Source organism: Burkholderia ambifaria AMMD (assembly GCF_000203915.1).
Classification (GTDB): domain Bacteria; phylum Pseudomonadota; class Gammaproteobacteria; order Burkholderiales; family Burkholderiaceae; genus Burkholderia; species Burkholderia ambifaria.
The window spans coordinates 3,446,635-3,460,014 of record NC_008390.1 but is presented as its reverse complement, the minus strand read 5'-3'; the positions used below and the strand labels follow the sequence as shown (position 1 = coordinate 3,460,014).

At 67.2% G+C, this 13,380-nt stretch carries 13 protein-coding genes; 3 read left to right on the top strand and 10 right to left on the bottom strand.

Annotation, left to right across the window (positions count from 1 at the left end):
* The first annotated feature begins 108 nt into the window (after window positions 1-108).
* Both BAMB_RS15845 and BAMB_RS15840 read left to right on the top strand, forming a co-directional pair.
* Complete coding sequence (locus BAMB_RS15845) at window positions 109-1,515, top strand: ATP-binding protein (protein WP_011658201.1); 1,407 nt, start codon at window positions 109-111, stop codon at window positions 1,513-1,515.
* A 13-nt stretch (window positions 1,516-1,528) separates the two neighbouring features.
* Complete coding sequence (locus tag BAMB_RS15840; protein ID WP_011658200.1) at window positions 1,529-2,071, top strand: response regulator transcription factor; 543 nt, start codon at window positions 1,529-1,531, stop codon at window positions 2,069-2,071.
* A gap of 118 nt (window positions 2,072-2,189) precedes the next feature.
* Here BAMB_RS15840 and hslU read toward each other — a convergent pair whose 3' ends face one another.
* From hslU to BAMB_RS15795, 9 genes are all read right to left on the bottom strand, one after another.
* A complete protein-coding gene (gene hslU / locus BAMB_RS15835; protein ID WP_011658199.1) occupies window positions 2,190-3,533 on the bottom strand; it encodes an ATP-dependent protease ATPase subunit HslU in 1,344 nt (447 codons plus the stop codon).
* A 10-nt stretch (window positions 3,534-3,543) separates the two neighbouring features.
* Complete coding sequence (gene hslV, locus BAMB_RS15830) at window positions 3,544-4,080, bottom strand: ATP-dependent protease subunit HslV (RefSeq protein ID WP_011658198.1); 537 nt, start codon at window positions 4,078-4,080, stop codon at window positions 3,544-3,546.
* Between the two features lie 235 nt (window positions 4,081-4,315).
* A complete protein-coding gene (gene dksA, locus BAMB_RS15825) occupies window positions 4,316-4,732 on the bottom strand; it encodes an RNA polymerase-binding protein DksA (RefSeq protein WP_006477498.1) in 417 nt (138 codons plus the stop codon).
* A gap of 490 nt (window positions 4,733-5,222) precedes the next feature.
* Window positions 5,223-6,302, bottom strand: a complete 1,080-nt coding sequence (locus tag BAMB_RS15820) for a CobW family GTP-binding protein (protein ID WP_041491292.1) — start codon at window positions 6,300-6,302, stop codon at window positions 5,223-5,225.
* Window positions 6,303-6,494: 192 nt separating this feature from the next.
* Entirely contained in the window at window positions 6,495-7,709 is a 1,215-nt protein-coding gene (locus BAMB_RS15815) for a class I SAM-dependent rRNA methyltransferase (RefSeq protein ID WP_011658195.1), read from the bottom strand.
* A gap of 76 nt (window positions 7,710-7,785) precedes the next feature.
* On the bottom strand, window positions 7,786-8,706 hold the full coding sequence (gene xerC, locus BAMB_RS15810) for a tyrosine recombinase XerC (protein ID WP_011658194.1): 921 nt from the start codon (window positions 8,704-8,706) through the stop codon (window positions 7,786-7,788).
* A gap of 13 nt (window positions 8,707-8,719) precedes the next feature.
* Window positions 8,720-9,445: a DUF484 family protein gene (locus BAMB_RS15805; protein WP_041491291.1), complete on the bottom strand. Its 726-nt coding sequence runs from the start codon at window positions 9,443-9,445 to the stop codon at window positions 8,720-8,722.
* 37 nt (window positions 9,446-9,482) lie between these two features.
* Window positions 9,483-10,352 (bottom strand): diaminopimelate epimerase, encoded by an 870-nt coding sequence (gene dapF, locus BAMB_RS15800; RefSeq protein ID WP_011658192.1) that lies wholly within the window; start codon window positions 10,350-10,352, stop codon window positions 9,483-9,485.
* A 230-nt stretch (window positions 10,353-10,582) separates the two neighbouring features.
* Window positions 10,583-11,467, bottom strand: a complete 885-nt coding sequence (locus BAMB_RS15795) for a lipid A biosynthesis lauroyl acyltransferase (RefSeq protein WP_011658191.1) — start codon at window positions 11,465-11,467, stop codon at window positions 10,583-10,585.
* Window positions 11,468-11,732: 265 nt separating this feature from the next.
* Between BAMB_RS15795 and metK the strand changes: the two genes are divergently transcribed.
* Entirely contained in the window at window positions 11,733-12,920 is a 1,188-nt protein-coding gene (metK, locus tag BAMB_RS15790; RefSeq protein WP_006753004.1) for a methionine adenosyltransferase, read from the top strand.
* 110 nt (window positions 12,921-13,030) lie between these two features.
* Here metK and BAMB_RS15785 read toward each other — a convergent pair whose 3' ends face one another.
* On the bottom strand, window positions 13,031-13,372 hold the full coding sequence (locus BAMB_RS15785) for a hypothetical protein (RefSeq protein WP_006753005.1): 342 nt from the start codon (window positions 13,370-13,372) through the stop codon (window positions 13,031-13,033).
* Window positions 13,373-13,380 lie beyond the last annotated feature (8 nt).

Sequence of the window (13,380 nt, the reverse complement as noted above, 5' to 3'; positions counted from 1 at the left end):
GAGACACCGGCTTGTCCGGCCGTTCCTTCGTGCGTTCGTGCGTGCGTTCGTCCGCCACGATCCGGCCCCCGGTAGAGGCGCCGTGCGCTAAACGGGTAAACTGCTCGGATGCAACGAATCACCACCACCGGGCGCGTCAACCTCAGTCACCTGTTCTGGCTGCGCAATCTTGCGATCATCGGCCAGCTCGTGACGATCGGCGTCGTGCAGACCTATTTCGGCGTGCACCTGCCGTTGCCGGCGATGCTGATGGTCATCGCGCTCGAAATCGTTTTCAACGCGCTGACCTGGGTACGCGTGCTGCGCGCGCGGCCCGAGACCGATTTCGAGCTGCTCGGCCAGCTGTGGGTCGACCTCGGTGCGCTGTCGGCGCTGCTGTTCCTGTCGGGCGGCACGACCAACCCGTTCGTGTCGCTGTACCTGCCGTCGCTCGCGATCGCGGCGGCCGTGCTGCCGTGGCACCTGATGATCTGGCTCGCGGCGTTCGCGGTCGCGTGCTACGCGGCGCTCGGCTTCGATTCGGTGCCGCTCAACATGGATAACCCGGCGAACCTGTTCGACTACTACCGCACCGGGATGTGGGTGAACTTCATGGTCAGCGTCGGGCTGATCGCGTGGTTCGTCGCGCGCATGTCGAACGCGCTGCGGCAGCGCGATTCGGCGCTCGGCGAAGCGCAGGCGCACCTGCTGCGCGACGAGCGCGCGGTCGCGCTCGGCGTGCAGGCCGCCACCGTCGCCCACGAGATGGGTACGCCGCTGTCGACGATCGCGATGCTCGCGGAGGAGCTGCGCGACGCGGCACGCGCCGATCCGGGGCTGGCGCGCTACGAGGCCGACCTGAAGGTGCTGGAAGAGCAGATGACACTCTGCACGTCGGCGCTCGCGCGCCTGCGTAGCCGCGCGAGCGCGCCGGCGAGCCGCCAGCCGGTGGACGACTGGCTCGATACCTTCGTCGAGCACTGGCGCCTGCGGCATCCGCACGTGCAGTTCGAACTGCTGGGCGCGCGCCCAGCGGGCGTCGCGCTCGACGATACGGTCGCGGCCGGCCAGATCCTGACGATTCTGCTCGACAACGCCGCGCGGGCGAGCCCGCATCGCGTGACGCTGGCCGCGAAGCTCGCGCACAACGAGCGGGCGGCCGACCAGATCGAATTCGAAGTACGCGACGACGGCCCGGGCATCCCGGCCGCGTTGCGCGAATCGCTCGGCGCGATGCCGGTCGACAGCACGCAGGGCGGACACGGAGTCGGCCTGTACCTCGCGTTCAGCGCGGCCGTGCGCCTGGGCGGCGAGATCGAGCTGTCCGATGTCACGCCGCGCGCGGCGGGCGGCAACGGGCGCGCCGCAGGCGGCGCGAATGGGCACGCCGCTGCCGCGTCGGGCCAGCGCACGACCGAACGGGCGGCAGCCGCGCCGGACACCCGCGCGGCCGGCTCGCCGGGCCGCGGCACGCGCGCGGTGCTGCGCCTGCCGGTGGCGCGCATCGCGGCGCCGGCCGCCTCAACCAACACGTAGACGGAGAAACCACATGAGCGAGAACAATTTCCTGGTGATCGACGACAACGAGGTGTTCGCGGGCACGCTCGCGCGCGGCCTCGAGCGCCGCGGCTATGCGGTCCAGCAGGCGCACGACAAGGAGGCGGCGCTGCGGCTCGCGGCCGGCGGCAAGTTCCAGTTCATCACCGTCGACCTGCATCTCGGCGAGGATTCGGGGCTGAGCCTGATCGCGCCGCTGTGCGACCTGCAGCCCGACGCGCGGATCCTCGTGCTGACCGGCTATGCGAGCATCGCGACCGCCGTGCAGGCCGTGAAGGAGGGCGCCGACAACTATCTCGCGAAGCCGGCGAATATCGAGTCGATCCTGGCCGCGCTGCAGACCAACGCCAGCGAAGTGCAGGCCGACGAGGCGCTCGAGAATCCGGTCGTGCTGTCGGTCGACCGGCTCGAGTGGGAGCACATCCAGCGCGTGCTCGCGGAGAACAACAACAACATCTCGGCCACCGCGCGCGCGCTGAACATGCACCGCCGCACGCTGCAGCGCAAGCTTGCGAAGAAGCCGGTGCGCCAGTAAGCGGCGCCCGGCGTCGGCGTGTCGCACCAACGGCACCAACGGCACCAACGGCACCAACGGCACCAACGAAAACGGGCGGCCCGCCGGGCCGCCCGTTTCGCATTCGACGCCGCGCGCGTTACAGCACGTAGCGCGACAGGTCTTCGTCTTGCGACACTTCGCCGAGCGCATGCTCGACATATTTCGCGTCGATCGTCACGCGCTCGCCGGCGTGGTTGCCGGCCGAGAACGACACTTCCTCGAGCAGCTTCTCGATCACCGTGTACAGCCGGCGCGCACCGATGTTCTCGGTCTTCTCGTTGACCGCATACGCGATCTCGGCGAGGCGGCGGATGCCGTCCGCGGCGAACTCGAGCTGCACGTCTTCCGTGGCGAGCAGCGCCTGGTACTGCTTGACGAGGCTCGCGTCGGTCGCGTCGAGGATCGCCTCGAAATCTTCAACCGACAGCGAGTCGAGCTCGACGCGGATCGGAAAGCGCCCCTGCAGTTCGGGGATCAGGTCGCTCGGCTTCGCGAGGTGGAACGCGCCGCTCGCGATGAACAGGATGTGATCGGTCTTCACCATCCCGTACTTCGTGTTGACGGTCGTGCCCTCGACGAGCGGCAGCAGGTCGCGCTGCACGCCCTGGCGTGACACTTCGCCGCCGCTGCCTTCGTTGTTGCGCGACGTGATCTTGTCGATTTCGTCGAGGAACACGATGCCGTTCTGCTCGACGTTCTGCACGGCCTTCGTCTTCACTTCCTCGTCGTTGAGCATCTTCGCCGCTTCCTCGTCGGTCAGCAGCTTCAGCGCTTCCTTGATCTTGACCTTGCGGCGCTGCTTCTTGCCGCTGCCGAGGTTCGAGAACATCGAGCGGATCTGCTCGGTCATCTCTTCCATCCCCGGCGGCGCCATGATGTCCATGCCGGCCGACGGCTGCTCGAGGTCGAGCTCGACTTCCTTGTCGTCGAGCTGGCCTTCGCGCAGGCGTTTGCGGAAGGTCTGGCGCGTCGCGTTGTTGTCGTCGTTCGCGTGATCGGCGTTGCCGCCGAAGCCGACCGCGCGCGGTTGCGGCAGCAGGACGTCGAGGATGCGGTCTTCCGCCTGGTCGGTCGCCTTGGTGCGCACCTTGCGCATCTCGGCTTCACGCGTCTGCTTGACCGAGATCTCGATCAGGTCGCGCACGATGCTGTCGACGTCACGGCCGACGTAGCCGACTTCGGTGAACTTGGTCGCTTCGATCTTGACGAACGGCGCATCGGCGAGCTTCGCGAGGCGGCGCGCGATTTCGGTCTTGCCGACGCCCGTCGGCCCGATCATCAGGATGTTCTTCGGCGTGATTTCCTGACGCAGCGGCTCGCCGACCTGCTGGCGGCGCCAGCGGTTGCGCAGCGCGACCGCGACGGCCTTCTTCGCCTTGGCCTGACCAATGATGTGCTTGTCGAGTTCCGAGACGATCTCGGCAGGGGTCATGGTGCTCATGGTGCGGTCCTTACTCGATCGTTTCGATGATGCGGTTGTGGTTCGTGTAGATGCACATGTCGCCGGCGATCTCGAGCGACTTCTCGACGATTTCGCGCGGGGACAGCTCGGTGTTCTCCGCGAGCGCGCGGGCCGCGGCCTGCGCGTACGCGCCGCCCGAGCCGATCGCGCAGATGCCGCCTTCCGGGTCGAGCACGTCGCCGTTGCCGGTGATCACGAGCGTGGTGGTGGCGTCGGCCGCGATCAGCATCGCCTCGAGGCGGCGCAGCATCCGGTCGGTGCGCCAGTCCTTCGCGAGCTCGACGGCCGCGCGGGTCAGATTGCCCTGATGCTTCTCGAGTTTCGCCTCGAAGCGATCGAGCAGCGAGAACGCATCGGCGGTGCCGCCCGCGAATCCGACCAGAACCTGGTTGTTGTAGATCCGCCGCACTTTCCGCGCGCCACCCTTCATGACGATGTTGCCGAGGGTTACCTGGCCGTCGCCGCCGAGCGCGACCTTGTCGCCGCGCCGGACTGAAACGATGGTCGTGCCGTGAAATTGCTCCATCTGCGTTCCTTGAGAAAAACGGGGAAGAGTCGGGCGGCGCGAGGCGCCGCCGCGTGAATCGCAGTGCGCCGGGGAGCGGCCCGGCGCGCGTCCGATTCATTTTAGGGCGGGCGCCGGGATATCAAGAGGCGGAAGGGGCAAATCGGCCGGCCGGGAACCGTGCCGGAAAAACAAAAAGCGCGCGGCAGGCCGCGCGCTTCCGGGAAGCAGCGTGTCAGAGCGGAACGCCGCTCGATTAGTCGCCGAACAGCTTCTGGCGCAGCTCGCGGCGCTCTTGCGCCTCGAGCGACAGCGTGGCCGTCGGGCGCGCGAGCAGGCGCGGGATGCCGATCGGTTCGCCGGTTTCCTCGCACCAGCCGTAATCGCCGGAATCGATGCGGGCGAGCGACTGCTGAACCTTCTTGAGGAGCTTGCGTTCGCGGTCGCGCGTACGCAGCTCGAGCGCGTGCTCTTCCTCGATCGTCGCGCGATCGGCGGGGTCGGGCACGATCACCGTCTCGCGCAGATTCTCGGTCGTCTGGCCGGCATTCTTGAGGATGTCCGCCTGCAACTGTTCGAGCCGATTTTTGAAGAAGGCGAGCTGATCCTCATTCATGTAATCCTTGTCGCTCATCTTCAGGATTTCGGCTTCGGTCAAGAGTTTCTTCGTCATCTGCTTGCTTCTTCAATGTGCGGCAAATCAGGAGATATTGCCTGCACTTTGGGATTACCCGCAACCGCGCTTGCAATCATTTGCGATCTGCCGCCGCGGGGCCGAAAGCCTCTGGAAAACCGGTTCTCAAATACCAGGACAGGCCTGGCGCTGATTTGCGCGCGGCGAACCGGTGCTGCGCGGCAAATCGCATCGGCCGCGGCCGGGTGGCGGATGGGCGATCCGGCGCGGTTGCGACGCCCGGTATTGGTTCAGCAAGAACCGGGCCTGTTATTGCCGTACTCCAGCGGGCACGTATTGTAACTGAATCGCAAGCGGGCGCCGTATCGGGTCGATCCCCGTCGGCTGCGCCAATATCTAGAAAATATAACGCGCAAATCGCGAAAAAGCGATGACGGTGAAACCCTTGCCGCGCAAGGCACCCGCCAAGCACCGCGGCCGCCCCTTAAGGCGGCCGCGTGAAAGGCACCCGATGCCGGGGCCGGAACGCTCAGGCGAGGCAGGCGTCGAGGCCGTCGGTGATCAGGTCCTGCGGCAGATCGACGCCGATGAACACCATCTTGTTGGTCTTCTTCTCGACCGGCAGCCACTTCGCGGCGAGGTCGCTGCCCATCATCTGGTGCACGCCCTGGAACACGACCTTGCGATCGACGCCCTTCATGTACAGCACGCCCTTGTAGCGCAGCATCCGTTCGCCGTAGATCTGCAGGATCCCGCCGAGGAAGTCTTCCAGCTTGTTCGGGTCGAACGGGCGGTCGTTGCGATACACGAACGACTTGATCTTGTCGTCGTGGTGCGCATGGTGATGGTGATGATGGCCGTGGTCGTGATCGTGCGCGCATTGGCCGTGATCGTGGTCGCAATCGGCGTGATCGTGATCATGGCCGTGCTCGTGGTGAGCGTGCGCGTGGTCGTCTTCGGCGAGGAAATCCGGGTCGATCTCGAGCTTCGCGTTCAGGTTGAAGCCGCGCAGGTCGAAGATTTCCTTGATGTCGGCTTCGCCGAAGTTGACGATCTTGATCGTCGCCTTCGGGTTCATGTGCATCAGGCGGTGCTTGAGGCCGGCGACGGTCTGGTCGTCGACGAGGTCCGACTTCGTGATGAACAGGCGATCGGCGAAGCCGACCTGGCGCTGCACGACTTCGTGTTCGTCGAGCTGCGCGTTCGCGTGCTTCGCGTCGACGAGCGTGATGACCGCGTCGAGCAGGAAGTCGTCGGCGATTTCGCTGTCGATGAAGAAAGTTTGCGCGACGGGGCCCGGATTCGCGAGGCCGGTGGTTTCGATCACGATGCGGTCGAAGTCGAGCTTGCCTTCGCGCTTCTTCGCGGCCAGATCGCCGAGCGCGCGGGCGAGGTCGCCGCGGATCGTGCAGCAGATGCAGCCGTTGCTCATCTGGATGATCTGCTCGTTCGAGTCCTGCACGAGGATCTCGTTGTCGATGTTCTCTTCGCCGAACTCGTTCTCGATCACGGCGATCTTCATGCCGTGCTGTTCGTTCAGGATGCGCTTGAGCAGCGTCGTCTTGCCGCTGCCGAGGAAGCCGGTGAGGATGGTGACGGGAGTGGCCATGTCGGTCGCCTGTGGTTCGTGAATCGGGGTCAAAACCAGGATGTGCGTCGCGCCTCCCGCTACGAGCGGGGGCGCACAACCATCCATTGAAACATACCTGTCAAGCCCACGCCCGTCGTCCGGACGACAGGCGAAAGCGCTGGCCCGCCAGATCGGGCTGGCGCGCCGGGTTGTCCGCCAAGATCGGGGCGATCAGACGATTTGCAACAGCAGGCCCTTCAGATATTCGCCTTCCGGGAACGCGGCGAGCAGCGGGTGGTCGACGCCCGCGCCGAGCCGCTTCAGGATGCGCGCGTCGACTTTCGCGTCGGCCGCCGCGCCCGCGACGATCTTCTGGAACAGGTCCATGTCGATCGCGCCCGAGCACGAGTACGTGAACAGCAGGCCGCCCGGGCGCAGCAGCTTGAAGCCGCTCAGGTTGATGTCCTTGTAGGCGCGCGCCGCGCGATCGACGCTGTCGCGGGTCGGCGCGAACTTCGGCGGATCGAGCACGATCAGGTCGAAACGCTCGCCTTCGTCGACGAGGCGGCGCAGCGTCTTGAATGCATCGGCGTCGAGCCAGGTCGCGCGTTCGGCGTCGAAGCCGTTGGCCACGACGTTCTGCTGCGCGAGCGCGAGCGCATCGCCCGACGAATCGATCGACACGACGCGTTTCGCGCCGCCCTTGAGCGCCGCGAGCGAGAAGCCGCCCGTGTAGCAGAAGCAGTTCAGCACGTCGCGCTCGGCCGCGTACTGCGCGACCAGCGCGCGGTTGTCGCGCTGATCGACGTAGAACCCCGTCTTGTGGCCGTTCGGCACGTCGACGTGATAGCGCACGCCGTTTTCGTTCGCGATCAGCGTCGCGGGCGGCGCATCGCCGGCCAGCACGCCGGTCGTTTGTTCAAGCCCTTCCTTGTCGCGGATCGACACGTCCGAGCGCTCGTACACGTTCGGGCAGCCGGTCGCGCTGGTGAGCGCCGCGACGATCGCCTCCTTCCACGCTTCGACGCCCGCGGCCATGAACTGGCAGACGAGCTGGCCGCGCGGCGTGGCGCCGGCTTCGGCCGTGTCCGCGACGTAGTAGTCGACGATCAGCCCCGGCAGCCCGTCGGCCTCGCCGAACACGAGCCGCACCGCGCCCGTGCCCGACACCATCGTCGTACGGTGCGCGACCGCGCGCTGCACGCGGCGCTTGAAGAATGCGTGATCGATCGGCTCGTTCTCGTCGAAGCTCCACACGCGCACGCGGATCTGCGACTGCGGGCTGTACGCGCCGCGCGCGAGGAAGCGGCCGTCGTGCGCACGCACGATGACGGTCGCGCCGGGCGCAGGCTTGCCGTCGACGCGGTCGATCGCATTGGCGTAGATCCACGGATGGCGGCGCAGCAGCGATTTTTCCTTGGACGGCTTGAGGGTGACGGTTTGCATGATGAGATCGAAATGGGCCGTGCGCGACGCCGGCCGTGGCCGGCCGCCGCGCGCGGCGGGTAACACGGGACGCGCGTCAGTCGCGCTTCTTCGCGCGCGGATGCGCGCTGTCGTAAATCTTCGCGAGGTGCTGGAAGTCGAGCGACGTGTAGACCTGCGTCGCGGAGATGCTCGCGTGGCCCAGCAGTTCCTGCACCGCGCGCAGGTCGCCGCTCGACTGCAGCACGTGCGTCGCGAACGAATGACGCAGCACGTGCGGGTGGACGTTGGCGGGGATGCCCGCGGCGAGCGCCGCGCGCTTCACGCGCTCGCGCACGACGCCCGGCGCCATCCGGTTGCCGCGCACGGACACGAACAGCGGATGCGGGTCGTGCTTCACGAATTCGCCGCGCACCGCGAGCCACGCGTTCAGCGCATCGATCGCCTTGCGGCCGACCGGCACCTTGCGTTCCTTGTTGCCCTTGCCGCGCACGGTGACTTCGGCTTCGGCGAGATCGAGCCAGCCGGCCGAGCGGTAGCCGTCGGCCTGCGTGTACCTGACGTCGAGCCCGACCAGTTCGGCGAGGCGCAGCCCCGATGAATAGAACAGCTCGAGGATCGCGTGATCGCGGATGCCTTCGGTCGTGCCGGCGAGCGGCGCGTCCATCAGCGCCGAGGCGTCGTCGACCGACAGTGCTTTCGGCAGGGTTTTCGGGCGCTTCGGCGCACGCACCGCGGCGACCGGGTTCGCGGGCATCTCGATGTGCTGCGCGAGCCAGCGGTAGAACGCGCGCCAGGCGGACAGCCGGTGCGAGATCGAGCGCGCCGACAATCCGCCCGCATGCGCGCGCGCGACCGCGCCGCGCATGTCGACGGCCGTCAGCGTGTCGAGCGGGCGACCGGCGGCGAGTTTCTTCAGTTCGTCGAGTTCGTGCGAGTACGCACGCAGCGTGTGTTCCGACAGCTGCCTGACGTGCTTCAGGTTCGACAGGTAGGCGGCGATCGGATCGTCGGTCATCGCGGGCGCGACATCAGTGCGGCAGCAGGCGCGTGAGCGCGGCGCTCGCAAGCGTCGCGATCTGCGCGAGGAAGTCGGTCGCCATCCCGTCGTGGAAGCGGCGCGGATCGGGCGAGCCGAGCACGAGCAGGCCGAACGCGGGCGCATCGGTGCCGGCGAGCGGCGCGCGCAGCGCGAGCAGCGCGACCGACGTGGCCGCGCCGTCGCCGGCCGCCGCGGCTTCGGCGCCTTCCGCCGCATTCGCGGCCGGTGCCGCGAGCGCGGGCGCGAGCCACTGAGCGGCTTCGAAACCGGTGTTCGCGCCGCAGTACGGCGTCGACAGCCCGTTCGTGAACAGCCGCACTTCCTCGCCGACCTGGCGCGCGAAATCGGCCTGCGCGTAGGTGTCGGCGACGTCCCACACGCGCAGCGCGGTTTGCGGCACGTCGAACACGTCGGCGATGCCTTCGGCGATCGTGCGCGGCAGCGCGTACGGGTCGCGTTCCGCGATCACGCGCGCGGTCCAGCGGCTGAACTTCGCGGACAGGCTGTCGTTCTCGTGGCCGTAGCGCACGAGCTCGGCGAGCCGGCGCTCGAGATGCTTGTTCTTGTCGCGCAACATCTCCATCTGCCGCTCCTGCAGCGAGATCGCGGCCTTGCCGTGCGGGTTCGCGAGGCGGATCGTCGCGAGCAGCTCGGCGTGCTGCGCGAAGAATTCGGGATTGGCGAGCAGGTAGTCGGCGACTTCGCGATCGTTCATGTGGCTGGAGCGTTCAGTTATCAAGGACGTTGCAGGGTCAGGCGGTGAGGTCGATCTCGCCTTCGAACACGGTCGCGGCGGGCCCGGCCATCATCAGTGCGGCAGCTTCGTCGCGCGCGCCGTCCCAGCCGATCGTCAGCGTGCCGCCGTGCGTATGGACGGTCACCGGCGAATCGAGCAGGCCGCGCCGGATGCCGGCCGCGACCGCCGCGCACGCGCCCGTGCCGCACGCGAGCGTCTCGCCCGCGCCGCGTTCGTACACGCGCAGCTTCACTTCGTGGCGCGACACGATCTGCATGAAGCCGGCGTTCACGCGCTGCGGGAAGCGCGCATGGCGCTCGATCAGCGGGCCTTCTTCCAGCACCGGATACGCCTCGACGTCGTCGACGACCTGCACCGCATGCGGATTGCCCATCGACACCGCCGAAATCCAGCGCGTCGCGCCGCCGACGTCCAGCGGCCACAGCGTGTCGCGGCCTTCGGCGCGGCCGTCGAGGCCCGATACATCGAACGGCACCTGCGCCGGCGCGAATACGGGCGCGCCCATGTCGACGACGACTTCGCCGTTGTCCTGCAGCGTCAGCGTGATCAGGCCCTTCATGACCTGCACGCGCACGCTGCGCTTGTCGGTCAGGCCGCGGTCGCTGACGAACTTCACGAAGCAGCGTGCGCCGTTGCCGCAGTGTTCGACCTCGCCGCCGTCGCAATTGAAGATCCGGTACTTGAAATCCGCGCCGTCGACGGTCGGCTTTTCGACGAGCAGCAACTGGTCGGCGCCGATGCCGAAGTGCCGGTTGGCGAGCGCGCGCACCTGCGCTTCGGTGAGCGGCGGCAACGCACGCGAATAGCCGTCGAGCACGACGAAGTCGTTGCCCGCGCCGTGCATCTTGGTGAACGAGAGTTTCACTGGGTCCGGAATTCCATGACGAACAAGGCGGCCAGCACGACGCGAGGCCGGCGGCCGTGCCGGGCGGCGTCGTTCGTCGTGCTGATCTCAGCCGCAAATGATACATGCAGCGGACAGGGGCGTCCTGCACGGCCATGCCGGCATCGCGCCGGAAATGGCGCTGCGTCGCGAAGCGGGGCTTGGGGAGGCCGGCGAGCGCATGACGGCACGCTCGCGGTCGCCCGGCGGGGTCAGTACAGGCTCGGCTCGCCGGGCGGGCGCGTCTTGAAGCGCTTGTGAACCCAGTAGTACTGCTCGGGCATCAGCGGGATCTGTTCCTCGAGGAATTCGTTCATCCGCCGCGCGTCGAGATCGTCGTCGCCGGTCGGGTAGTGATCCCACGGCTTGAATACCTTCAGCCGGTAGCCCTTGTAGTTCGGCAGCACCTCGCCGATGAACGGCACGACCTGCGCGCGGCCGGTCTTGGCGAGGCGGCCGACGGCCGTCAGCGTGCAGGCCGGTACGCCGAAGAAGGGCACGAACGTGGAGTTGCGCAGCCCGTAGTCCATGTCCGCGCCGAGCATCACGGGCTTGCGGTCGCGCAGCCAGCGCAGCACGATGCGCGCGCTGTCCGCGCGGCCCGCCAGTTCCGCGCCGAAGCGGCTGCGGCCCGCTTTGGCCGCGGCGTCGATTTCCGGGTTCTTCATCGGCGTATAGAGCGAGCCGCACATACGGCCGAGTGCGAGATTGAGCGCCATCGAGCCGGCCTCGATGCCGACGAAATGGAGACCGAGCAGGAGCGTGGGCGGCATGTCCGGATCGCTCAGGTCGATCTCGCTGTCGATCGTGAACAGCTTGCGGTAGGCCTGTTCCGACGCGAACCACTGATAGCTGCGCTCGACGTAGCTGCGGATCGCATGGCGGAAATGCTGGCCGGCCACTTCCTCGCGCCGTTCGTCGCTCCACTCGGGGAAGCAGAGTTTCAGATTGGTATGTACGATGCGCTTTCGCCGGCTGGGAATCTGGTACAGCAGCCAGCCGAGGCCATCGCCGAACCGCGCGGTCAAACCGTACGGCAGCAGGGCGAGCAGCTTCAGAAAGCCGATGGCGAGATGCGTGCCGAGGCGGCCTAGCATGCGGAATCTCCGTGGGGCCGGCTGGCCGGCACGTTGCGAACAGGGGGGTAGGACAGCGGGCGATACAGCACGGGCGGCGCTCTGTGACAATTCAAGAAAGTCGCTATAATACGGGCTTCGCCGAGTTAACTGACAACTTGCGGGGCGAAGCCGGCTGGCGCGAAGCGCGCTGCCCGGTCCTGGTAATCCGCTAAAGCGTCGCCGCTTCAGGCCCAACGAAGCTGGCTACGTGAAACCAACCGTAACCACACAGGAGCCTGAAAAAGTGGCAAACGATTATCTCTTCACGTCCGAATCCGTCTCCGAAGGCCATCCGGACAAAGTTGCGGACCAGATCTCGGACGCGATTCTCGACGCCATCCTCGAGCAGGACAAATATTCCCGCGTTGCGGCCGAAACGCTGTGCAACACGGGTCTCGTCGTCCTGGCCGGTGAAATCACCACGACGGCCAACATCGATTACATCCAGATCGCGCGCGACACGATCAAGCGCATCGGCTACGACAACACCGACTACGGCATCGACTACAAGGGTTGCGCGGTGCTCGTCGCGTACGACAAGCAGTCGCCCGACATCGCGCAAGGCGTCGATCGCGCCCATGACGACAACCTCGATCAAGGCGCGGGCGACCAGGGCCTGATGTTCGGTTACGCATGCGACGAAACGCCGGAACTGATGCCGCTGCCGATCTACCTGTCGCACCGCCTCGTCGAGCGCCAGGCCAGCCTGCGCCGCGACGGCCGCCTGCCGTGGCTGCGTCCGGACGCGAAGTCGCAGGTGACGGTTCGCTACGTCGACGGCCGCCCGGATTCGATCGACACCGTCGTGCTGTCGACGCAGCACGCACCGGACATCGAACTGCCGGCGCTGCGCGAAGCCGTGATCGAGGAAATCATCAAGCCGACGCTGCCGGCCGACCTGATCAAGGGCGACATCAAGTTCCTGGTGAACCCGACCGGCCGGTTCGTGATCGGCGGCCCGCAGGGCGACTGCGGCCTGACGGGCCGCAAGATCATCGTCGACACGTACGGCGGTGCCGCACCGCACGGCGGCGGCGCGTTCTCGGGCAAGGATCCGTCGAAGGTCGACCGTTCGGCAGCGTATGCCGGCCGCTACGTCGCGAAGAACATCGTCGCGGCAGGCCTCGCCTCGCGCGCGCTGATCCAGGTGTCGTACGCGATCGGCGTCGCCGAGCCGACCTCGGTGATGGTCAACACGTTCGGCACGGGCCGCGTGTCGGATGCCGTGATCACGAAGCTCGTGCGCGAGCATTTCGACCTGCGTCCGAAGGGCATCATCAAGATGCTCGACCTGCTGCGCCCGATCTACGAAAAGACGGCAGCTTACGGCCACTTCGGCCGCGAAGAGCCGGAATTCTCGTGGGAAGCAACCGACAAGGCACTCGTGCTGGCCGAAGCGGCCGGCGTGGAGCCGACGGCACGCGTCGCGTGAGCGTCGCCCGCCTGAAAACGAAAAACCCCGGCATGCCGGGGTTTTTTTATGCGTGTCGAGCGCCGGCGAAATGACGGCGATCGTGGCGGGCACGGCCCGCCGGCGCGGTTTCAGCGTGCGCTGAACCCGAACCACCCGTTGCTGGCCGCGAGGCGGCGCGGGCGGTTGATGCGGCGCTGCGGGCCGAGCGTGCGGCGCAGCGCGAGCGCGCGCAGCGACGACGGCTTCTGCAGCAGCGAACGCAGGCCGGCGCGGCGTGCGAACGCCTGCGCGCTCATCATCGAGAAGAATGCGTGGAACCACGCACGGATGCCGTCCAGCCGGCTGTGCGCGTGCGTGTGCCTGGCGAGCGCTTGCGTGCGGGCGCGGTGATGGCGCAGCGAGCGGGCGGGAGCGGACGGCACGACGCGCTTCGCAGCGCGGTTGAAACGGGAAGTCAGACGGAATGGCATGTGAACGA